At 62.1% G+C, this 20,185-nt stretch carries 17 protein-coding genes and 1 tRNA gene; 16 read left to right on the forward strand and 2 right to left on the reverse strand.

Features of this window, described 5'->3' with window-relative positions; all coding sequences use genetic code 11:
- From AC0L2V_RS05405 to rpoC, 14 genes are all read left to right on the forward strand, one after another.
- The coding region (locus AC0L2V_RS05405; protein WP_454589835.1) for an EF-Tu C-terminal domain-related protein at positions 1-76 on the forward strand (76 nt) is incomplete at its 5' end.
- Between the two features lie 244 nt (positions 77-320).
- A complete protein-coding gene (locus AC0L2V_RS05410) occupies positions 321-1,484 on the forward strand; it encodes a hypothetical protein (protein ID WP_473519623.1) in 1,164 nt (387 codons plus the stop codon).
- A complete protein-coding gene (locus AC0L2V_RS05415; RefSeq protein ID WP_473519624.1) occupies positions 1,472-1,960 on the forward strand; it encodes a hypothetical protein in 489 nt (162 codons plus the stop codon). Before AC0L2V_RS05410 ends, AC0L2V_RS05415 begins: the two co-directional genes overlap by 13 nt.
- A 178-nt stretch (positions 1,961-2,138) precedes the next feature.
- The gene (locus AC0L2V_RS05420; RefSeq protein ID WP_473519625.1) at positions 2,139-3,806 is read left to right on the forward strand and encodes a COG3904 family protein; all 1,668 of its coding nucleotides are present in this window, start codon (positions 2,139-2,141) and stop codon (positions 3,804-3,806) included.
- A 112-nt stretch (positions 3,807-3,918) separates the two neighbouring features.
- Positions 3,919-4,428 (forward strand): metal-dependent hydrolase, encoded by a 510-nt coding sequence (locus AC0L2V_RS05425; protein WP_473519696.1) that lies wholly within the window; start codon positions 3,919-3,921, stop codon positions 4,426-4,428.
- A gap of 35 nt (positions 4,429-4,463) precedes the next feature.
- Positions 4,464-4,539, forward strand: a tRNA-Trp gene (locus AC0L2V_RS05430).
- A gap of 372 nt (positions 4,540-4,911) precedes the next feature.
- On the forward strand, positions 4,912-5,115 hold the full coding sequence (gene secE / locus AC0L2V_RS05435) for a preprotein translocase subunit SecE (RefSeq protein ID WP_013531408.1): 204 nt from the start codon (positions 4,912-4,914) through the stop codon (positions 5,113-5,115).
- 27 nt (positions 5,116-5,142) lie between these two features.
- Complete coding sequence (gene nusG, locus AC0L2V_RS05440) at positions 5,143-5,670, forward strand: transcription termination/antitermination protein NusG (protein ID WP_006333333.1); 528 nt, start codon at positions 5,143-5,145, stop codon at positions 5,668-5,670.
- 169 nt (positions 5,671-5,839) lie between these two features.
- Positions 5,840-6,268 carry a 50S ribosomal protein L11 gene (rplK, locus tag AC0L2V_RS05445; protein ID WP_023798121.1) on the forward strand — a complete coding sequence of 143 codons (429 nt, stop codon included), beginning with the start codon at positions 5,840-5,842 and terminating at the stop codon, positions 6,266-6,268.
- A gap of 4 nt (positions 6,269-6,272) precedes the next feature.
- Positions 6,273-6,971, forward strand: coding sequence for a 50S ribosomal protein L1 (gene rplA / locus AC0L2V_RS05450; RefSeq protein WP_027155818.1), 699 nt, complete (start codon positions 6,273-6,275; stop codon positions 6,969-6,971).
- A gap of 412 nt (positions 6,972-7,383) precedes the next feature.
- Positions 7,384-7,902, forward strand: coding sequence for a 50S ribosomal protein L10 (gene rplJ / locus AC0L2V_RS05455; RefSeq protein ID WP_023798119.1), 519 nt, complete (start codon positions 7,384-7,386; stop codon positions 7,900-7,902).
- Positions 7,903-7,956: 54 nt separating this feature from the next.
- Entirely contained in the window at positions 7,957-8,334 is a 378-nt protein-coding gene (gene rplL, locus AC0L2V_RS05460; RefSeq protein WP_023680442.1) for a 50S ribosomal protein L7/L12, read from the forward strand.
- A gap of 253 nt (positions 8,335-8,587) precedes the next feature.
- Positions 8,588-12,724 (forward strand): DNA-directed RNA polymerase subunit beta, encoded by a 4,137-nt coding sequence (rpoB, locus tag AC0L2V_RS05465; protein WP_023798118.1) that lies wholly within the window; start codon positions 8,588-8,590, stop codon positions 12,722-12,724.
- 184 nt (positions 12,725-12,908) lie between these two features.
- Positions 12,909-17,105, forward strand: coding sequence for a DNA-directed RNA polymerase subunit beta' (gene rpoC / locus AC0L2V_RS05470; protein WP_128177802.1), 4,197 nt, complete (start codon positions 12,909-12,911; stop codon positions 17,103-17,105).
- 337 nt (positions 17,106-17,442) lie between these two features.
- Here the strand turns inward: rpoC and AC0L2V_RS05475 are convergent, their stop codons facing one another.
- Positions 17,443-18,378 (reverse strand): Gfo/Idh/MocA family protein, encoded by a 936-nt coding sequence (locus AC0L2V_RS05475; protein ID WP_473519626.1) that lies wholly within the window; start codon positions 18,376-18,378, stop codon positions 17,443-17,445.
- A 109-nt stretch (positions 18,379-18,487) separates the two neighbouring features.
- On the reverse strand, positions 18,488-18,769 hold the full coding sequence (locus tag AC0L2V_RS05480) for a transcriptional regulator (RefSeq protein WP_473519627.1): 282 nt from the start codon (positions 18,767-18,769) through the stop codon (positions 18,488-18,490).
- A 462-nt stretch (positions 18,770-19,231) separates the two neighbouring features.
- Here AC0L2V_RS05480 and rpsL point away from each other — a divergent pair, with 462 nt between their 5' ends.
- Positions 19,232-19,603, forward strand: a complete 372-nt coding sequence (rpsL, locus tag AC0L2V_RS05485) for a 30S ribosomal protein S12 (protein WP_006333356.1) — start codon at positions 19,232-19,234, stop codon at positions 19,601-19,603.
- An 85-nt stretch (positions 19,604-19,688) separates the two neighbouring features.
- A complete protein-coding gene (gene rpsG / locus AC0L2V_RS05490) occupies positions 19,689-20,159 on the forward strand; it encodes a 30S ribosomal protein S7 (protein ID WP_008875664.1) in 471 nt (156 codons plus the stop codon).
- Positions 20,160-20,185 lie beyond the last annotated feature (26 nt).

The raw sequence follows: 20,185 nt of genomic DNA on the forward strand, positions 1-20,185 counted from the left end.
AGAGAAGCTGCGCTTCGCCATCCGTGAAGGCGGCCGCACCGTCGGTGCCGGCATCGTCGTCACCATCAAAGAGTAATCGATACCGGCATCCGCCGGATCGACAGGGAAGGGCGGTCTTCGGGCCGCCCTTCTTCGTTTACTGGCTCCACGCAGAACAATTTTGCGCGGTCGTTTCAAAGCTATTGCAAGCACCACCGCCGCCACTATTATAGGTTGCATCGAGGGGGCTTTTGCCAAGCGTGGTCTGGGGACGCCGTTTAAGCAGTATGGCCGGGTGGTGGCGCGGGCTGGTTCGCCTGGCGCCGGTAGTCGCAATCGTGATGGCTGCCTTTGCCGCGAAAGCCGAGGATGTGTCCGATCCTAGGACATGGGATCCGAAGTCATGGTACCTTCCGGGCAGTTCGTCCGATGGTTTTTCGGAGATGCGGTTCATCATTGCCCGCAGCAGTGCAGTCGGCTGTAAGCCCAACTGTCCGGAATGGATTTCAGCAGAAGGCGCCATCGCAGCCGGCACGCCGGCTCTACTAAAGCGGGTACTGAAAAAGCTCGGCACTCGCAAACTGCCGATTATCGTCAATTCCCCTGGCGGTGATGTCGACGCTGCGCTCCAGCTCGGTCGCATAATACGCAAGAACAGGCTCGACATCGCCATCGGTAAGACCGAGTTTTCCGATTGCTGGCCGGGGATGGAGGGTTGCGGGGCCAGCTACGGCAAAGGCGTAGCCTATTTCGGCGTCGCGTCCGACGGTGGCGCCATGTGCAATTCCGCCTGTCCGCTGATGTTTGCCGGAGGCGTCCGCCGCGTGGCGGGCAGCTGGGCCTATCTGGGTGTTCATCAGATCACCACCACGTATTTCCCCTCAACACGGCATTTTCGAACCACCTATCAAACCATCCGTGGCAAAAAATATCGGGTCACCACGGAGACCATCACTCAAGGCGAGAGCTACAAGACCTATAAAATGAGCAAGGCGTTTTCGAGAAAGATCTCGGCCTATCTCAGGGAGATGGGGGTCGGGCGGGGCGTGCTCGACACAATGAAGGCCACGCCTGCCAGTGATATCCGGCAGATCGCCCTCGACGACATGCTGACGATGAAGCTGGTCACCAGCAGGGACACCCTCGACATACTTGCGCTGGCGGGCATATGCCGGCGGAGCCCGGCGCCGGCAAACTGCAGGGAGGTCCCTGCGAATGCCAAGCCGGCCAAGACGGCAGTGGTGGCCGTCCGAGGGGCCGTTCCAGCCACTCCGTCGGCCCGTCCAGCGCCGGTCGACAATTCGATGCGTTTCGTCCTGGTCCGGAGCAGCGATCCGAAATGCGGTCTCGATTGTCCCGAATGGATTGCAGCGCAAGGCACGATCACGCCCGATTCGCAGAAGATATTTCGCCAATTGCTCGATACCGTCGGCGGCCGGCGTCTGCCGTTGATCGTGAGTTCGCCGGGAGGCGATTTGCTCAGCGCCTTGCCATGGGAAGATTGATCCGCGACCGCAAACTTGACGTCGCGATTGCGCGCACCGATTTTACCGGGTGCAAGCCGCAGGACAAAGGGTGCGCGCCACCGGATGGGTTCTATCCTGGTGTCGCGACCGATTTAGGTGCGGGGTGCGATGCCGCCTGTCCGATCATGCTTGCTGGGGGCGTCAGACGTTTCGTGGGCCCCAAGGTGCCAGTCAGCGTTCAATCACTGGCATTCGCGGAGCGGATACGCTCTTATCTTGCGGAAATGTCGGTCAGGCAGCATCTGTTTCCGCCGATGCCGCTCGACCGCTTCGATTATAAGCGCAACCGGCTCCGGCTCGAACCCGGCACAATGTTGACGATGAGACTGACGACGGGACCTGAATCGGCGAACCATTTGGTGGGGCCAACTGTCTGTAAAACCGAACCGAGGCCGCAAAATTGCCCGGCGGTATCGGCGCTCAAGGTTGACGCACAATTCACACCAAAGCCGTAGCCGTTGAAATACCCAAAGCCCTACCTCGAAGGGCGGTCTTCGGGCCGCCCGTCTCGCTTTTGGATACGGCCGGCATACTTTTTTGGGTACGGCCGGCGCTTGCGCCATCGTCGCAAAACGCTGTTGCAAGCCGGCAAAGCTGAACTAGTATAGATTGCATTGCGGGGGACTTGCCCGAATGGTTCCATGGCACCGTCTGAATGGCCAGGCATGGTGGATGCTTGGGATGATCTTGCTGGCGTCGTTCCTGGTCATGGGACACGCTGCCTTCGCGGCGAACACCAAAAAATCCGCGCCGGATCTTGGTCCGACGATGCGGTTTGTCGTCGTCCGCAGCAGCGCGCCTGGTTGCGAACCGACCTGCCCGGAATGGATATCGGCTGAAGGCTCGATAGAGGCCGGCACGCCGGCCCTGTTCAAACGCACGCTCAAGGGGCTTGGTGGCCGAAAACTGCCCGTTGTCGTGGATTCTCCCGGCGGCAACGTCGAAGCGGCGCTGGCGCTTGGCCGGCTGCTCCGCAAGAACAAGCTCGATATCGCGGTCGGCAAAACCCGGTTCACCGGCTGCCAGCCCGATGCCAAGGGCTGCAAGGAAAACGACGGCAAGGGCGCTCGCTATTTCGGCAATGCCTATGCCAGCAGCGCCATCTGCAATTCAGCCTGTCCGCTGATGCTTGCCGGCGGCATCAAGCGCGTCGTCGGGCAATGGGCCTTTCTCGGCGTACATCAGATCACCACGACCTACATCCGCACGAAATTGCAGTACCGGACCACCTATCGCGTGGTCGGGGGCAAGAAGAAGATCCTCAGCAAGAAGATCGTCGGCCGCAAGAACGCCGGCAGCTACAAGACCTACGAGATGAGCAAGTCGGTGGAGAAAAGACTGGCTGCCTATCTGAACGAAATGGGCGTCGGCCAGGCCGTGCTCGAGACGATGAAGAACACGCCGGCCAGCAGCATCCAGCAACTGGCTCCCTACGACATGCTGCAGGCGAAGCTGGTGACCAGCCTGGATGCCGTCGACCTGCTGACCGCGCCAACCCTGTGCAACACCGATCCGGTGGCCGCGAACTGCAGGGAAATACCGGCGCCGGCCGGCGACGTGGTGGCGTACGCCAAGCCCGCTCCCGCCGCGCCGGTCGAACCTGAAACCGGGCAGCGGGCCGATGTTGGCGATATGCGCTTCGTCCTGGTTCGCGGCAGAAGTTTTCTCTGCGATCCCAATTGTCCCGAATGGATCTCGGCGGAAGGCACGATCAGCGCTCAAACGCCGGAACGGCTGCGCCAACTGCTGGACACGATCGGTGACCGGCGACTGCCCGTGGTGATCAACTCGCCGGGAGGCGACGTGCTCGGCGCTCTGGCCGCCGGAAGGTTGATCCGAGAACGCAAGCTCGACGTGGCGGTTGCGCGGACGGACTTCATTGGATGCGAGCCGGACAAGGCGGATTGCACCGCCAGGGATGGCGTCCATGTCGGGCTGACGATCGATGCGAGCGGCGCGTGTGGCGCGGCCTGTCCGATCATGCTTGCCGGCGGTGTCAGACGCCTTGTCGGTCCTCGCGCGCAGTTGACCGTGCACCCGATCGGGTTGGAGCAGCGGGTCAAAACCTTTCTCAGGGATATGGCGGTCGGACCCGGTCTGCTGGCGGCGATGCGGTCGGTGCCGGCCTCGCGCCATCGGCAGCTCGAACCCGAGATGATGCTGAAAGTCGGGCTGACGACCGGACTTGGTTCGGCCGATGAATTTACCGGCCCGACCATCTGCAAGTCGCAGCCAATGCCACAGAATTGCCGCGTCGTGTCGACGTCCGAGGTTCAGGCCGAGGCGGCCGTCAAGCTGTAAGGCGCAGTCACGCCCCGGCCCAGCGCGATAGGGCGAGGCGGGGTAGTCCTTCCTGAATGCGCCACAATCCGCCGCGACGTTCGATCGATTCGGCAATGAACAAGGTTTGACGATGCTGATCGCTCATCTTTCGGCTGGCTACATACTCGGTACTTTCGTGGGAAATCGTTGGCCCGGCAGATCGGGGATCATGGCGGCGGCAATGCTCGGCAGCGTCGTCCCGGACCTCGACATGGTCTATTTCCATTTTGTCGATGGCGGACGAACCCATCACCACGCCTACGTCACGCACTGGCCGCTCTTCTGGGCAGCGGTTGGCCTTGTGGCAGTGTCGGTCACGAAATGGCGGGATCCGCGATATCTGGCCCCCGTCGGCGCCTTCTTTGCCGCCGCAATGATACACATGATCCTGGACTCGGTGGCGTCGCCTATCATGTGGCTAATGCCGTTCGACCGGCGCGCGCTCGAACTCGTCACGGTCCCGGCGATGTATCGCAACTGGGTCATGAGCTTCATGTTGCATTGGACTTTTGCCCTCGAACTTCTGATATGCGTCTGGGCGCTGGTCCTCGGATTTCGACGATTGCAGCCCGGCGCGGCCACGCCTGAAAACTCGACTTGAGTTCTTGTCCGCTTTATGAAATAGCAGCGCGCGATACGGGCATAGCTCAGTTGGTAGAGCGGCGGTCTCCAAAACCGCAGGTCGTAGGTTCGAGCCCTGCTGCCCGTGCCATTTTTCGAAATGGCCAATTCATGAAAAATTTCTGGTCTTCCGCGCATCGACCTTTTGAAAATCGCGCGGTGGCTTGCCATATAAGCTGTCTTGAGGCATAAGAGCGCCATAGCCGGAACGGGACGACTGGATGGTTCCGAGGCGGCGTTTGGCATAAAGCGGACACTTGCCACTTGCGTGGATCAAGAATCGGTTTTATGTAGACGAAACAGACACGCGACGCGTGGAGCTGGGAAGCCGGCTTTACGCGTCCGATTTGCATGGGCGAAATGATTGCGCTGATTCGGCGCGAACACAGGCTCAGGCGGCACATCCCGGCCAGCGGGATCATCCAGGAGATCCGGTCAACGGGTCTTGCAGACAGAGCGGCACATGGCTTCGAAAACCACAAATCCATTCGTCTTTCTCCAGCAGGTTCGCGCGGAGACCGCCAAGGTGACTTGGCCGTCGCGTCGCGAAACGATGATCTCGACGGTGATGGTTCTGGCGTTCGCTGTGATCGCGATGATCTTTTTCTTTACTGCCGATCAGCTCATGGGCCTCGCGGTCGAGCAGATTCTGGGCATTGGACGCTGAGTCCGGCGATTACGGAGAAGCCTTGAAATGACTGCGCGGTGGTACATCGTCCACGCCTATTCGAACTTTGAAAAAAAGGTCGCTGAGGACATCGAGAACAAGGCCAAGCAGAAAGGCCTGTCCGCTGACATCGAGCAGATCGTGGTGCCTACCGAGAAGGTCGTCGAGATACGCCGCGGCCGCAAGGTCGATGCCGAGCGCAAGTTCTTCCCGGGCTACGTGCTGCTGAAGGCCAACCTGACCGACGCAGTGTTCTCGCTCGTGAAGAACACGCCGAAGGTCACCGGCTTCCTGGGTGATTCGAAGCCGGTTCCGATCACCGAGGCCGAGGCCCAGCGCATCCTGAACCAGGTGCAGGAAGGCGTCGAGCGGCCGAAGCCGTCGGTCACTTTCGAGATCGGCGAGGCGATCCGCGTCTCGGACGGTCCGTTCGCCTCGTTCAACGGTTTCGTCCAGGAAGTGGACGAGGAGCGGGCGCGGCTCAAGGTGGAAGTTTCGATCTTCGGGCGCGCCGTGCCGGTCGATCTCGAATTCGGACAGGTCGAAAAGGGCTGATCCGAAATCCTTGTCGCCAATTCGGCGGTGAGGGAGGCGGCGTGGAAATCGCCGCCAAAACGGGTGGGAGGCGAATGCGGCTTTAGCCCGCTGCAGGAACCGCACCACCAGACTGCAACCGCCGGTGTTGCCCAGATTTGGGGCCGGCATGAGATAAAGGCAGGAAGAGATGGCTAAGAAAATTGCAGGCCAGCTCAAGCTCCAGGTTTCCGCGGGCTCGGCGACGCCGTCGCCCCCGATCGGACCGGCGCTTGGTCAGCGCGGCATCAACATCATGGAGTTCTGCAAGGCGTTCAACGCGCAGACCCAGGAAATGGAAAAGGGATCGCCGGTTCCGGTCGTGATCACCTACTACCAGGACAAGTCGTTCACCTTCGTCATGAAGACGCCGCCGGTGAGCTACTTCCTGAAGAAGGCCGCAAACCTGAAGTCGGGCTCGAAGGAGCCGGGCAAGGTCAAGGCCGGCACGATCGGCCGCGACAAGGTGCGCGCCATCGCCGAGCAGAAGATGAAGGATCTGAACGCGACCGATATCGAGGGGGCCATGCGCATGGTCGAGGGCTCCGCCCGCTCGATGGGTCTGGAAGTGGTGGGCTGAGATCATGGCAAAGATTGCAAAGCGTGTATCGAAGACCCGCGAAGGCATCGATCCCAACAAGGCCTATGCCTTGGGTGATGCGCTGAAGCTGCTCAAGGACCGGTCCTCGGTGAAGTTCGACGAGACCGTTGAAATCGCGATGAACCTGGGTGTCGATCCGCGCCATGCCGACCAGATGGTCCGTGGCGTGGTCAACCTGCCGAACGGCACCGGCCGTACCGTCCGCGTCGCGGTTTTCGCGCGTGGCGACAAGGCCGAGGAAGCCAAGGCGGCCGGCGCCGATATCGTTGGCGCCGAGGATCTGGTCGACATCGTCCAGAAGGGCACGATCGACTTCGATCGCTGCATCGCCACGCCGGACATGATGCCGCTGGTCGGCCGTCTGGGCAAGGTGCTCGGCCCGCGTGGCATGATGCCGAACCCGAAGGTCGGCACTGTCACCACCGACGTTACCGCCGCCGTCAAGGCGTCGAAAGGTGGCGCGGTCGAGTTCCGCGTCGAGAAGGCCGGCATCGTTCATGGCGGCGTCGGCAAGATCTCGTTCGACGTCAAGGCGCTGGAAGAGAACGTCCGCGCCTTCGCTGACGCCGTGACCAAGGCGAAGCCGGCTGGCGCCAAGGGCAACTACGTCAAGAAGGTGTCGGTCACCTCGACCATGGGCCCGGGCCTCAAGCTCGACGTCTCGACGCTGGCAGCGTCCTGATACGAACCATTCGGATCTGCCGCTAAAGGGCTGATCCGCAAACAGAATTCCGGGCCTCCGATTTATCTTGGCGGCCCGGTACCGGAAGTCGGAAGGCTTCCGGACATCCTGTCCGAGATTGCGGGCGGCCCCAGGCCTTGGTTCAAGGGGGCCTTAATTCATGTGGGCCTGCATGAGACGGGTGAAGACCGGACAACGGAGCGACTGCTCCAATGAAAGGTTCGAACCGTGTTTGCCTTTTGTCTGCGCACCATTCGGCTTGCCGGCTGGTGTGGCGAAAGGGGGCAGGATCCTCGAGCGTCGTTCGGGAGATCCGTTACTGGATGGCCCGGCCGGCAAAAGGCAACCCGACACCTGTCCTCGTAATGGGAATGTTCCCGTTAACAGGATTGGGGTCAACTGGAGATAGGCAGTGGACAGAGCGGAAAAACGCGAACTCGTCACGGGCCTGAATGAAGCGTTTTCGGGCGCTGGTTCAGTCGTCGTGGCCCACTACGCCGGTATTACCGTCGCGCAAATGAACGACCTTCGGTCGAAAATGCGTGTCGCCGGTGGCACCGTCAAAGTCGCGAAGAACCGTCTCGCCAAAATCGCTCTTCAGGGCACGGACTCCGCATCGATCATCGACCTGTTCAAGGGACAGACGCTGATCGCCTATTCGGAGGATCCGATTGCGGCGCCGAAGGTCGCGTCCGATTTCGCCAAGGGAAATGACAAGCTCGTCATTCTCGGCGGCGCAATGGGCACCACCTCGCTCAACGCCGACGGTGTGAAGGCACTCGCCACACTTCCGTCGCTCGATGAGCTGCGCGCCAGGCTGGTTGGCATGATCGCCACGCCGGCAACCCGGATCGCCCAGATCGTCAATGCGCCTGCGGCTTCGGTCGCGCGTGTCATCGGCGCTTACGCCCGGAAGGACGAGGCGGCATGAGGCCGTTCCTCGCTATCACAAACACACGTTCGAACCTCATGAAGGAATATTGCAATGGCTGATCTGGCAAAGATCGTAGACGACCTTTCGAAGCTGACCGTCCTCGAGGCGGCCGAGCTGTCGAAGCTTCTGGAAGAAAAGTGGGGCGTTTCCGCTGCTGCTCCGGTGGCGGTTGCTGCCGCCGGCGGTGCTGCGGCTGCTGCTGCTCCGGTCGAGGAAAAGACGGAATTCGACGTCGTTCTCACCGAGGCGGGCGCTCAGAAGATCAACGTCATCAAGGAAGTTCGCGCCATCACCGGTCTTGGCCTCAAGGAAGCCAAGGACCTGGTCGAGGCGGCTCCGAAGCCGGTCAAGGAAGCTGTTTCCAAGGCCGACGCGGACAAGTTCAAGGCCCAGCTGGAAGCAGCCGGCGCCAAGGTCGAACTGAAGTAAGCGTTTGATATCGGCGGGCGGCTTCGCGCCGTCCGCCGCTCCCTTGGCGCGAAGGGAGGCTGCGTAACGCGAAGAGTACGAAAACCTCTTTCCTGAGGGCCGTAAGCCGGCCTTCAGGAAACGGGTTTTCTCCCGTTTTGGCCGGCCACCGACAGGTGGCGGGTGAACAAATAAAGGCCGCCGCCGAAGGTGGCCGAGAATGCAAGGCGAGCCGCGGCGAGGCTCGCCCCGAGAATCGAGCTAAGGAGCGACGATGGCCCAGACACAAACTTTCAATGGCCGCAGACGCGTACGCAAATTCTTCGGAAAGATTCCGGAAGTTGCGGAGATGCCGAACCTGATCGAGGTTCAGAAGGCATCCTATGACCAGTTCCTGATGGTCGAGGAGCCCAAGGGCGGGCGTCCTGACGAGGGACTGCAGGCGGTTTTCAAATCGGTGTTCCCGATTTCCGACTTTTCCGGCTCCTCGATGCTGGAATTCGTGAAGTACGAGTTCGAAGCACCGAAATTCGACGTTGACGAATGCCGTCAGCGCGACCTGACCTATGCCGCGCCACTCAAGGTGACGCTGCGCCTCATCGTGTTCGATATCGACGAGGATACCGGCGCAAAGTCGATCAAGGACATCAAGGAGCAGGACGTCTATATGGGCGACATGCCGCTCATGACCTTGAACGGCACCTTCATCGTCAATGGCACCGAGCGCGTCATCGTCTCGCAGATGCACCGTTCGCCGGGCGTCTTCTTCGACCATGACAAGGGCAAGTCGCACTCGTCGGGCAAGCTGCTGTTTGCCGCGCGCGTCATCCCCTATCGCGGATCGTGGCTCGACATCGAGTTCGACTCGAAGGACGTCGTGCACGCCCGCATCGACCGCCGCCGCAAGATTCCGGTGACGTCGCTGCTGATGGCGCTCGGCATGGATGCCGAGGAGATCCTGTCGACCTTCTACAACAAGATCACCTACAAGCGCGCCGGCGACCACTGGCGCATCCCGTTCAACGTCGAGCGTTTCCGCGGCCTCAAGGCTGTCGGCGACCTGATCGATGCAGACACCAACGAGGTCGTCGTCGAGGCCGGCAAGAAGATCACCGCACGCCAGGCCCGTCAGCTCGGCGAAAAGGGTCTCAAGGCGATCAAGGCGACCGACGAGGATCTGCTTGGCAACTACCTTGCCGAGGACATCGTCAACTATGCGACCGGCGAGATTTTCCTCGAGGCCGGCGACGAGATCGACGAAAAGACGCTAAAAGTGCTTCTCGCCGCCGGCGACGACGAGATCAAGGTTCTCGACATCGACCACGTCAATGTCGGCGCCTATATCCGCAACACGCTCAACGTCGACAAGAACGAGAGCCGCCAGGACGCGCTGTTCGACATCTACCGTGTCATGCGCCCCGGCGAGCCGCCGACGCTGGAAACCGCCGAAGCCATGTTCAACTCGCTGTTCTTCGACAGCGAGCGCTATGACCTGTCGGCCGTCGGCCGCGTCAAGATGAACATGCGCCTCGAACTCAAGGCCGAGGACACCGTGCGCGTGCTGCGCAAGGACGACATTCTGGCCGTGGTCAAGACGCTGGTCGAACTGCGTGATGGCAAGGGCGAGATCGACGACATCGACAATCTCGGCAATCGCCGCGTGCGCTCGGTCGGCGAGCTGATGGAGAACCAGTACCGCGTCGGCCTGTTGCGCATGGAGCGCGCGATCAAGGAACGCATGTCCTCGATCGAGATCGATACGGTGATGCCGCAGGACCTGATCAACGCCAAGCCAGCGGCTGCCGCCGTGCGCGAGTTCTTCGGTTCCTCGCAGCTGTCGCAGTTCATGGACCAGACCAACCCGCTGTCGGAGATCACCCACAAGCGCCGTCTCTCGGCGCTTGGACCCGGTGGTCTGACCCGCGAGCGCGCCGGCTTCGAGGTGCGCGACGTGCATCCGACGCATTACGGCCGCATCTGCCCGATCGAGACGCCGGAAGGCCCGAACATCGGTCTGATCAACTCGCTGGCCACATTTGCGCGCGTCAACAAGTATGGCTTCATCGAGAGCCCGTACCGCAAGATCGTCAACGGCAAGCTGACCAATGAGGTCGTCTATCTCTCCGCGATGGAAGAGGCCAAGCACCACGTCGCCCAGGCCAATGCCGAGCTCGACAAGAATGGTGGTTTCGTCGACGAATTCGTCATTTGCCGCAATGCCGGCGAAGTGATGATGGCGCCGCGCGAAAACGTCGATCTGATGGACGTGTCGCCCAAGCAGATGGTGTCGGTGGCCGCGGCCCTGATCCCGTTCCTCGAGAACGACGACGCCAACCGCGCGCTGATGGGCTCGAACATGCAGCGTCAGGCCGTGCCGCTGGTGCGCGCCGAAGCGCCGTTCGTCGGCACCGGCATGGAGCCGATCGTCGCCCGTGACTCCGGCGCCGCCATCGGCGCCCGCCGCGGCGGCATCGTCGACCAGGTCGACGCGACGCGTATCGTCATCCGCGCCACCGAAGATCTCGATCCCGGCAAGTCGGGCGTCGACATCTACCGGCTGATGAAGTTCCAGCGTTCGAACCAGAACACCTGCATCAACCAGCGTCCGCTGGTGCGCATGGGCGACCTGGTCAACAAGGGCGACATCATCGCCGACGGTCCGTCGACCGAGCTTGGCGATCTGGCGCTCGGCCGCAATGTGCTGGTCGCGTTCATGCCGTGGAACGGTTACAACTACGAGGACTCGATCCTCTTGTCCGAGCGCATCGTCGCCGACGACGTCTTCACCTCGATCCACATCGAGGAGTTCGAGGTCATGGCGCGCGATACCAAGCTCGGGCCGGAGGAAATCACCCGCGACATTCCCAATGTCTCGGAAGAAGCGCTGAAGAACCTCGACGAGGCTGGCATCGTCTATATCGGTGCCGAAGTGCAGCCGGGCGACATCCTGGTTGGCAAGATCACGCCGAAGGGCGAAAGCCCGATGACGCCGGAAGAAAAGCTTCTGCGCGCCATTTTTGGCGAAAAGGCATCGGACGTGCGTGACACCTCCATGCGCATGCCGCCCGGAACCTTCGGCACCGTCGTCGAAGTGCGCGTCTTCAACCGCCACGGCGTGGAGAAGGACGAGCGCGCCATGGCGATCGAACGCGAGGAGATCGAACGCCTCGCCAAGGACCGCGACGACGAGCAGGCGATTCTCGACCGCAACGTCTATTCGCGCCTGTCCGACGTTCTCGTCGGCAAGGATGCGATTGCCGGGCCGAAGGGTTTCAAGAAGGGCTCGAAGCTGTCGAAGGACACGCTCGACGAGTATCCGCGTTCGCAGTGGTGGCAGTTTGCGGTGGAGAACGAAAAGCTCCAGAGCGAACTGGAAGCCCTGCGTGGCCAGTACGACGATTCCAAGAAGGCGCTCGAACAGCGCTTCATGGACAAGGTCGAGAAGGTGCAGCGCGGCGACGAGATGCCTCCCGGCGTCATGAAGATGGTCAAGGTCTTCGTGGCCGTGAAGCGCAAGATGCAGCCCGGCGACAAGATGGCCGGCCGGCACGGCAACAAGGGTGTCGTGTCGCGGATCGTTCCGGTCGAGGACATGCCGTTCCTCGAGGACGGCACGCATGCCGATATCGTGCTCAACCCGCTGGGTGTGCCGAGCCGCATGAATGTCGGCCAGATCCTGGAGACGCATCTGGGCTGGGCTTGCGCCGGAATGGGCAGGAAGATCGGCGAGTTGATCGACGCCTACAAGACAGGCGGCGACATCAAGCCGCTGCGCAAGACGCTCGAGAGCTTCATGCCAGCCAACGACCGCAACGAGCCGGTCCGTGACTATGACGACGAGAGCGTCGTTCGCCTCAGCGAGCAGATGCGCCGCGGCGTCTCTATCGCGACACCGGTGTTCGACGGCGCGCACGAGGCCGACATCAACATCATGCTGGAGCAGGCGGGCCTGCACACCAGCGGTCAGTCGCAGCTCTATGACGGCCGCACCGGCGAGCCGTTCGATCGCAAAGTGACGATGGGCTACATATATATGCTCAAGCTTCACCATCTTGTGGACGACAAGATCCACGCGCGTTCGATCGGGCCGTACTCGCTCGTTACCCAGCAGCCGCTGGGCGGCAAGGCGCAGTTCGGTGGCCAGCGCTTCGGCGAGATGGAGGTCTGGGCGCTCGAAGCGTACGGCGCCGCCTACACGCTGCAGGAGATGCTGACGGTGAAGTCGGACGACGTCGCCGGCCGCACCAAGGTCTACGAGGCGATCGTCAGAGGCGACGACACCTTCGAGGCCGGCATCCCCGAGAGCTTCAACGTTCTCGTCAAGGAAATGCGGTCTCTGGGCCTCAATGTCGAGCTGGAGAACACCAAGCTCGACGACAATCCGATCCGGCTGCCCGACGCGGCCGAATAAGCAAGACGTCCGGTCGCGGTTCCCCGCGGCCGGACGCCGAGCATGATCCCGAAAAGTGGTTACCGGTTTTCGGCCAAGATCATGCTCAAACAAGAGTTTTTCGACCGATGGTCGACCAAGTCGGCGGGCGTTTGGCCCGCGCTAGATGCAAGGGGTTTTCGATGACCCCGAAAAGGAGAACGGCATGAACCAAGAGGTCATGAATCTCTTCAATCCCCAGGCGCCTGCACAGGTGTTCGATTCCATCCGGATTTCGCTCGCCAGCCCTGAGAAGATTCTGTCCTGGTCGTTCGGCGAGATCAAGAAGCCGGAGACCATCAACTACCGCACCTTCAAGCCGGAGCGCGACGGCCTGTTCTGCGCGCGCATTTTCGGTCCGATCAAGGACTACGAATGCCTGTGCGGCAAGTACAAGCGCATGAAGTACAAGGGCGTCATCTGCGAGAAGTGCGGCGTCGAAGTCACGCTGTCGCGCGTCCGTCGCGAGCGCATGGGCCATATCGAGCTGGCCGCGCCGGTCGCCCATATCTGGTTCCTGAAGTCGCTGCCGTCGCGTATCGGCACGCTGCTCGACATGACGCTGAAGGACATCGAGCGCGTTCTCTACTTCGAGAACTACATCGTCACCGAGCCCGGCCTCACCGCGCTGAAGGAGCACCAGCTCCTCAGCGAGGAAGAGTACATGATGGCCGTCGACGAATATGGCGAGGATTCGTTCACCGCCATGATCGGCGCCGAGGCCATCCACGACCTTCTGGCCGGCATGGACCTGGAGAAGATCGCCGGCGACCTGCGTTCGGAGCTGGCTTCGACCACGTCCGAGCTCAAGCAGAAGAAGTATCTGAAGCGGCTCAAGGTCGTCGAGAACTTCATGGAGTCCGGCAACCGTCCGGAATGGATGATCATGAAGGTGGTCCCGGTGATCCCGCCGGACCTGCGCCCGTTGGTTCCCCTGGACGGCGGCCGCTTCGCCACGTCCGATCTCAATGATCTCTATCGCCGCGTCATCAACCGCAACAACCGCCTGAAGCGGCTGATCGAGCTGCGCGCGCCCGGCATCATCGTGCGCAATGAAAAGCGCATGCTGCAGGAAGCCGTCGACGCGCTGTTCGACAACGGCCGTCGCGGCCGCGTCATCACCGGCGCCAACAAGCGTCCGCTGAAGTCGCTGTCCGACATGCTGAAGGGCAAGCAGGGCCGGTTCCGCCAGAACCTGCTCGGCAAGCGCGTTGATTATTCCGGCCGCTCGGTCATCGTGACCGGTCCGGAGCTCAAGCTGCACCAGTGCGGCTTGCCGAAGAAGATGGCGCTCGAACTGTTCAAGCCCTTCATCTATGCCCGTCTCGACGCCAAGGGTTATTCCTCGACCGTCAAGCAGGCGAAGAAGCTGGTCGAGAAGGAGCGTCCGGAGGTCTGGGATATCCTCGACGAGGTCATCCGCGAGCATCCGGTGCTCCTGAACCGTGCGCCGACGCTGCACCGCCTCGGCATCCAGGCGTTCGAGCCGATCCTGATCGAAGGCAAGGCGATCCAGCTTCACCCGCTGGTCTGCACGGCCTTCAACGCCGACTTCGACGGCGACCAGATGGCGGTTCACGTGCCGCTGTCGCTGGAAGCGCAGCTTGAAGCCCGCGTGCTGATGATGTCGACCAACAACATCCTGCACCCGGCTTCCGGCGCGCCGATCATCGTGCCGTCGCAGGACATGGTTCTGGGTCTCTACTATCTCTCGATCGTCAACCAGAACGAGCCGGGCGAGGGCATGGTGTTTGCCGACATGGGCGAACTCCAGCACGCGCTCGAGACCAAGGCGGTGACGCTGCACTCCAAGATCAAGGGCCGCTTCCGCTCGGTCGATGCGGACGGCAAGGTCGTGTCGAAGATCTACGACACCACGCCCGGCCGCATGATCATCGGCGAGCTTCTGCCGAAGAACGTCAATGTGCCGTACGAGACCGCCAACCAGGAGATGACCAAGAAGAACATCTCCAAGATGATCGACACCGTCTACCGCCATTGCGGTCAGAAGGAGACGGTCATTTTCTGCGATCGCATCATGGCCCTCGGCTTCAGCCACGCCTGCCGCGCCGGCATTTCGTTCGGCAAGGACGACATGCTGATCCCGGATGCCAAGATCAAGCTGGTTTCCGACACCGAGGCCTTGGCCAAGGAATACGAGCAGCAGTACAATGACGGCCTGATCACCCAGGGCGAGAAGTACAACAAGGTCGTCGACGCCTGGGCCAAGTGCTCGGAAAAGGTCGCCGACGAGATGATGGCCCGCATCAAGGCGGTCGAGTTCGAGGACAATGGCCGCCAAAAGCCGATGAACTCGATCTACATGATGTCGCACTCCGGTGCGCGCGGCTCGCCCACCCAGATGCGCCAGCTTGCCGGTATGCGCGGCCTGATGGCCAAGCCGAGCGGCGAGATCATCGAAACGCCGATCATCTCGAACTTCAAGGAAGGCCTGACCGTGCTCGAGTACTTCAACTCGACCCACGGCGCCCGCAAGGGTCTGGCCGACACCGCCTTGAAGACGGCGAACTCGGGTTACCTCACCCGTCGTCTGGTCGACGTGGCGCAGGACTGCATCGTCAACTCCGTCGACTGCGGCACCGACAAGGGCCTCACCATGCAGCCGATCGTCGATGCCGGCCAGGTCGTCGCTTCCGTCGGCCAGCGGGTTCTCGGCCGCACGGCGCTCGACGACATCACGCATCCGGTCAGCGGTGAGGTTCTGGTCAAGGCCGGAACCCTGATGGACGAACGCGACGTCGAGCAGATCGAAAAGGCCGGCGTCCAGTCGGTCCGCATCCGCTCGGCGCTGACCTGCGACGTCAGGGTCGGTGTCTGCGCGGTCTGCTACGGACGCGATCTGGCCCGCGGCACCCCGGTCAACCAGGGCGAGGCTGTCGGCGTCATCGCGGCGCAGTCGATCGGCGAGCCGGGCACCCAGCTCACCATGCGTACCTTCCACATGGGCGGTACGGCGCAGGTGGTGGACTCGTCGTTCCTTGAAGCCTCGTATGAGGGCAAGGTCGAGATCCGCAACCGCAACGTGGTGCGCAACTCCGACGGCCAGCAGATGGTCATGGGCCGCAACATGGCCGTGCTGATCCTCGACGAGGCCGGCAAGGAGCGCGCCACGCACCGCCTTACCTATGGTTCGCGCATCTTCGTGGACGATGGCGACAAGGTGAAGCGCGGCCAGCGCATCGCCGAGTGGGATCCCTATACCCGCCCGGTCCTCACCGAAATCGAGGGCAAGGTGGCGTTCGAGGATCTGGTCGACGGCATTTCCGTCCAGGAAACGGCCGACGAATCGACCGGCATCACCAAGCGCGAGGTCATCGACTGGCGTTCGACGCCACGCGGCAACGACCTCAAGCCGGCGATCGTCGTCCAGGACGCCAAGGGCAAGGTCGGCAAACTGTCGAAGGGCGGCGACGCTCGTTTCCTGCTCTCGGTCGAGGCCATTCTTTCGGTCGAGCCGGGTGCACAGGTTCGCCCCGGCGACGTGCTGGCGCGTATCCCGATGGAAAGCGCCAAGACCAAGGACATCACCGGTGGTCTGCCGCGTGTTGCCGAATTGTTCGAGGCACGCCGTCCGAAGGATCACGCCATCATCGCCGAGATCGATGGCACGATCCGCTTCGGCCGCGACTACAAGAACAAGCGCCGCATCATCATCGAGCCGCATGACTCGACGCTTGAGCCGGTCGAATACCTGATCCCGAAGGGCAAGCCGTTCCATCTCCAGGACGGCGACGTCATCGAGAAGGGCGACTACATCCTCGACGGCAATCCGGCGCCGCATGACATCCTGGCGATCAAGGGCGTGGAGGCGCTTGCGTCCTACCTCGTCAACGAGATCCAGGAGGTCTACCGTCTGCAGGGTGTGTCGATCAACGACAAGCACATCGAGGTGATCGTTCGCCAGATGCTGCAGAAGGTCGAGATCACCGCGCAGGGCGACTCGACCTACATTCCGGGCGACCACGTCGACGTGATCGAGCTGGAAGAGGTCAACGAGCGCCTGGTCGAAGACGGCAAGAAGCCGGCCGAAGGCCAGCCGGTGCTGTTGGGCATCACCAAGGCCTCGCTGCAGACGCCGTCCTTCATCTCGGCCGCCTCCTTCCAGGAGACGACCAGGGTACTGACCGAAGCGGCGGTTGCCGGCAAGACCGACATGCTGCAGGGGCTGAAGGAAAACGTCATCGTCGGCCGTCTGATCCCGGCCGGCACCGGCGGCACGATGAGCCAGATCCGGCGCATCGCCACCTCGCGCGACGAGCTGATCATCGACGAGCGCCGCAAGGCGTCGGGCGTCGAGGTCGCCGATCCGATGCTGACCGACATGGCTTCCGCCGCGCAGTAAGCGCGGCGGGTACAGATCTCAGGCAACGAAGCCGTCGGGGCAACCCGGCGGCTTTTTTGCGTGTTGAGGTTGGCGACGGACTGGAGGAGGCGTCGTCGAGTGTTGCGACTTGTTTCGATCGTCCGGCGCCGCCCCTCATTGCCCTGCCGGGCATTTCTCCCCGTAAACGGGGAGAATGAACTGGCTGGAGGGACGCTGGAGTACGACGAAATCATTGATGAAGGCGTCCTTCTCCCCGTTCACGGGGAGAAGATGGCGGCAGCCAGATGAGGGGCAGCGCGACGCTTGCAAGATGGTCAGGGCCGGAGCGAAGGCCACTCCTTGCAGCGCCGCGGCGTCAATCGAAAAACGCTTCCACCACATTGCGCTTGCCGAGCATGAAAGCGTCGGCGACATGCTGCAACGGAGCGAGATCGACGTCGGAAACGCCGGCGCGCACGATCTCGGCGAAGCGCTTGTAGAGCATCGGATATTCGGCTTCCGGCTCGTCGTGAACGACGCGGCCGTCGACCGCGAGTTTTGCGCCGCCGCCAGAAAGCACCATCGCGCCCTTGTCCGTCTCGGCCAGGATGTCCCAGCTTTGCGGGCCGGTCTGGCGCCAGTCGAGCTCCATCGCCACCGGCAAGCCGTTCGAGGTGCGGAAGGCGATGTGCGCGGCGATCGGGGCGGCGCGGTTCTCGGGAAAATCGAGGATCGCCGAGCTGATGAACATCGCCGGCAGTATGTGGGTCGCGATCGACAGCGCGTTGATGCCGGGATCGAACACGCCGAAGCCGCCCGGCGCCCAGATCCAGTCCTGGTTGGGGTGCCAGCGGCGCACGTCCTCCTTCCAGTTGATGGCAGCCGACCTGATCGTGGTCGAGCCTAAAAATGCGCGCGCCGCTTCAACCGCCGGCGCATAGCGCGAATGCCAGCTGGCAAACAGCGAGACGCCGTTTGCCGCCGCCAGTGCTTTCAAATCCTCGACCTCGCTGACCGTGGCGCCGGGTGGCTTTTCCAGAAAAACATGCTTCTTCGCCGCCAGCGCCGTCCGCGCGGCGTCGTAGCGGAACTGCGGCGGCATGCAGAGCGATACGGCCTCGAGCTCCGGCACGGCGTCGAGCATCGCCTCGATATCAGGAAAATTCGCGATGCCGTCGACCTTGCCGTGCCGGCTGGCGGCGGCGGTGAGCAGGTAGTCGCGGTCCTTGGCCAGGGCCGGCAGGTGCTGGTCGCGAACGATCTTTCCCACGCCGACGATGCCGAGCTTGATGGGACCGCTATTCAGGGACATGGGAACTCCGCAGGTTGATATTGCGCTTGGTTCTTAGCAGAGAACTGATGCCGGGCAAGCAGTGCCAGACCGCGACGGCCCCAACCGCGACGGCCAGGGACATGGCTGGTCACAGCGGCACGTCGAAGGTGATGATCGACACTTCGCCTTCGAGCGCGCCCTGATAGGCCGACAAATGCGGCTCTTCATCGGGCACGCCGTCCAGGTCGCCGATCTGGTCGAGCTCCGCCTCGGCGTAGCCTTCGGCCGCGAGTGATTCGAGCGCCCGGCGCACCGCCGAATCGTCGTCGGGCGCGACCAGCATGAGGTGGACGCCTTCCGGCTTGCCGCCCTTTCTTTTCCACGCCCGGCCGGTGATGATGGTGACCGGGCGCTCATCATTGTCGTTCACGGGCCGATTCCTCCGGGCGAGGGGATTTGCGCTGTTCATGTCGCTTTTTCGCATGAAGCGTGGCTATGCAACAGCCGAGGGCCGGTCACTTTCTTCCTTGCTCTTGCAAAATGGCGAAAGAAAATTACATGCGCTTTTCGCATGGCTGCCAAGCCTCGGTTTCAGCGTAATATTTGGTGCTCCGGGGTTGACGGGCAACAGGCTTGCGAGTAGAAGCCGGCCAGTCAGAACCGATGTGAGGCTCTCCCTTCCGAAGCGACACGCTTTGGAGTTTGCCTCAAACAGGGTTCGTTTTACGAGCGAAAAGACATTTCCGGCGTGCATGAAGCGGTTTCCGCTTCCTCTGCCATTTGTTCGGGCAAGACCGCGAGGCGCGGTTTGTGGCCCGACTTTGCGTATGGAAATGACGCTTTGAGCGGCCCTGACCGGGCGAGACACGGAATTGAGAGACAAGAGGGTTTAATGCCTACCGTCAACCAGCTGATCCGCAAGCCGCGCATTGCGCCGGTGAAGCGCAACAAGGTCCCGGCCATGCAGCAGAACCCGCAGAAGCGGGGCGTCTGCACGCGCGTCTACACAACGACGCCGAAGAAGCCTAACTCGGCGCTGCGCAAGGTGGCCAAGATCCGCCTGACCAATGGTTTTGAAGTGATCGGCTACATCCCCGGCGAAGGCCACAACCTTCAGGAGCACTCGGTGGTGATGATCCGCGGCGGCCGCGTCAAGGATCTTCCGGGCGTCCGCTACCATATCATCCGCGGCGTGCTCGACACGCAGGGTGTGAAGAACCGCAAGCAGCGCCGTTCGAAATACGGCGCCAAGCGGCCGAAGTGACCGAAGCGTAGCCAAGGTCATCCCGGACGGCGCCAGGCGACGATCCGGGATCCAGGCCACCACGCAGAATTGAGGCAGAGAAAAAATGTCCCGTCGTCACAGTGCAGAAAAGCGTGAGATCAACCCGGACCCGAAGTTCGGCGATCTGATCGTCACCAAATTCATGAACGCCGTCATGTATGACGGCAAGAAGTCGGTTGCCGAGACCATCGTCTACGGCGCGCTCGACCAGGTCCAGTCCAAGACCAAGCAGGAGCCGGTCACCGTCTTCCATCAGGCGCTCGACAATGTCGCGCCGCATGTGGAAGTGCGTTCGCGCCGCGTCGGCGGCGCCACCTACCAGGTTCCGGTCGACGTGCGCCCCGAGCGCCGTCAGGCGCTGGCCATCCGCTGGTTGATCGCCGCCGCCCGCAACCGCAACGAGACCACGATGGTCGACCGCCTCTCCGGCGAGCTGATGGACGCGGCCAACAACCGCGGCACCGCCGTCAAGAAGCGTGAAGACACCCACAAGATGGCAGAAGCCAACCGCGCCTTCGCGCACTACCGCTGGTAAAGCGCGAACGAGACTGAAGAGGCACC

It is taken from the genome of Mesorhizobium sp. WSM4814 (assembly GCF_055811595.1).